Genomic DNA, 2,434 nt, shown 5'->3' with positions numbered 1-2,434 from the left:
GCGCAGCTTGGTAGCGCACTTGACTGGGGGTCAAGGGGTCGCAGGTTCAAATCCTGTCAGCCCGACAATTATTCCCCGGATTTCAAACGAAGTCCGGGGAATATTCTTTTTCCGCGAGGCGCCAACCCCTCCGAAACCCCTCTATCGCACTGCGGCGTGGCATGTCGACCATCCATTAATTGAGCGATATTCTCCACGCGAGGCGGGCGATCCGGCGTCGCCACAGAGCTGGGAGCAACGCGTGGCGACATACCCATACACGTCCGGGCAGGGAGCGCTTGTGAAGGCTTTCGATCAGTTCAGGAAAGTTTTCCCTCCAGCGGTTGATGCCTCAACACTGAAGCGATTCAACATCGCCCCAGCGAACGAGTCTTACATCATCAACATTTTCCGGTTCCTCGGATTGATCGATGATGAAGGTAAAAAGATTGACGGCGTGACTGACATCTTCTTCCACGGCGAGGGTGAGTTTAAGTCCGGCCTCGAAGGCCTTATCACCGCTGCCTACGCTGACCTCTTCGCGGAGCACGGTCCTGATGCCTGGGACGAAGGTAGGGACGGTCTCACCACTTGGTTCCGCGTCAAGGACAAGACATCGGAACTTATCGGAGGTCGGCAGGCTTCCACGTTCCTGACCTTGGCTGCGCTTTCCGGCCACGGTGAACCGTTAAAACTAGCTCCTACAACGAAGGCGACATCGGGGCCCAGACCGGTCAAGCCCAAGCCATCGCCTCCATCAAAGCAGGACAGCGCCAAGGTCGCTGAGACGCACGTGGCGACACCGGCACCCCAATACGTCCCAGCATCCGACAGCGCCGTTGGTCTGACTGTTCGAGTCGAGGTCAACCTTCCGGCAGGGGGTACCCCCGAGGTGTACGACGCGATCTTCGCGAGCATTCGGAAGAACCTCATCGATCGTGACTGACCTCGATTGGTTCGAGGAAATCACTCGTCGCACGTTATTGCGCAACGAGCCGACGCCCGAGGATTCTGTCGAACTTCATCCGTTTGAGACGCGCAACATCCATCCGGACCTCCCGGTGAAGGTGAAGAGGCTTTACGACGACGGCTACTACCCTGAATCAACGTTTGAGGCGTTCAAGTTCGTTGAAAAGGAAGTGAAGAGGATCAGTGCACTTCGCGGTCTGACTGGTAACAAGCTCATGATGGCGGCTTTCAATGAGCAGAGTCCCGTCATACACCTCAATGGCATGGCGAGCGACTCTGACAAAGACGAGCAATTCGGCTATCGATACATCTTCGCCGGAGCGCAGTCTGGCATCCGAAACCCGCGTGGCCATGAGACAGAACTAACCGATTCACCTGACCTTTGTCTGGACCATCTCTCGCTCGCTTCGATTCTTCTCCGCAAACTCGATGAGGCGGGTATTCGCTAGCTCATGTCCTCGCGTCGTTTGATCTGAAGGGTTGTCGTGGAAAATTCATTGGTGTTGCGCCGTGTACCAGCTGAGCTTGAGTACCTCTCGGCCGAGAAGTCAGCGCTTACCCCACTGTCGTCTGCACGCGCGCTGAGTAACTGGTCTGAGGACTACCGCGAGCCCGCGCGCCTCAGCGCCGCCGCGTCAGGTCGCCTCGCACAGATCATGAGGCTTGAGGCGAGCAAAGATGACCGCCGCGTGGCACATCCCGCGTGGCTCGATGGTCGCGCGGTTCCGAGGTTGATCGTGAGAGCGCGCTATAACGGTTCCGATGTCTTTGGCGCGTCTCGGATGATGGCGCAATTGGACCTGGCTGCTAGGCGCGCTGGCTCCATCCAACGTTCGCTAGTGCTCGGCGAAGATCTGAAGGGCTGGCCTCATCCGCTCCGCACCCATCAGGGTGGCCTTCGTCTTCTTGACGCGCAGGTCGGTTCGTTGGATCTCCTCATGACCGTGTGGGGAGGGCTGGTGACCGTCGCGACGAGTGCGCCGATCGCTGTAGCTGGTCTCATCGCCCTCAGCTGGGACTTGAAGCGCGGGGTCGTGGGTGCAGTAAGCAGATGGAGAGCTTCTCCGCTTAACCGTGAGCAGGCTGGTCGGCCGTCTCTCGAGCCGCCCGCTTCGAGCACGGCATGGGGTGTGAAGCACACGAAGGAGCTAGCACCCGTTCTGGCTCAGGCAGTCGCAAATGATCAGGGGTTCGAGTTCTTTCTCTCGGACGGCGAGTCTCAGTTGAAGATTGTTGTCCTCCCGAAGCAAAGCGACCCTCGTTGACCGGCGCCCCCTCCTATCCCGCGATGTTGCGGAGAGGAGCCAGCGGAGCGCTCGCGGCAGCAACATGGGCGGAGAACGCGGCGCGGTGAAGGCTGTAGTCCCTCTTACGCAGATGTGCGTCGACCTTATTGGTCATAGCCTCGGGTTTGCTGCACGGTTAGGTGACATCTGATCTGGCTTGCCCGGGAGGGTGGCCTGGAAGGATGGCATCGTGCCAAAGC

Annotated in this window: 3 protein-coding genes; 2 read left to right on the top strand and 1 reads right to left on the bottom strand. The window is 58.9% G+C overall.

What is annotated here, in order from left to right; genetic code table 11:
• Nucleotides 1-917: 917 nt before the first annotated feature.
• Together RMN95_RS02940 and RMN95_RS02935 are read left to right on the top strand one after the other, a co-directional pair.
• Nucleotides 918-1,397: a TIGR02391 family protein gene (locus tag RMN95_RS02940; RefSeq protein WP_309615469.1), complete on the top strand. Its 480-nt coding sequence runs from the start codon at nt 918-920 to the stop codon at nt 1,395-1,397.
• 36 nt (nt 1,398-1,433) lie between these two features.
• On the top strand, nt 1,434-2,213 hold the full coding sequence (locus tag RMN95_RS02935; protein WP_309615468.1) for a hypothetical protein: 780 nt from the start codon (nt 1,434-1,436) through the stop codon (nt 2,211-2,213).
• Between the two features lie 13 nt (nt 2,214-2,226).
• Here the strand turns inward: RMN95_RS02935 and RMN95_RS02930 are convergent, their stop codons facing one another.
• Nucleotides 2,227-2,349 (bottom strand): hypothetical protein, encoded by a 123-nt coding sequence (locus RMN95_RS02930; protein WP_309615467.1) that lies wholly within the window; start codon nt 2,347-2,349, stop codon nt 2,227-2,229.
• Between the last annotated feature and the right edge of the window lie 85 nt (nt 2,350-2,434).

Origin of the sequence: Salinibacterium sp., assembly GCF_031364185.1 — a bacterium.
Taxonomy (GTDB): Bacteria; Actinomycetota; Actinomycetes; order Actinomycetales; family Microbacteriaceae; genus Rhodoglobus.
Note: the sequence above shows the minus strand (reverse complement) of the source record. Positions and strands in the feature narration are given on the sequence as shown.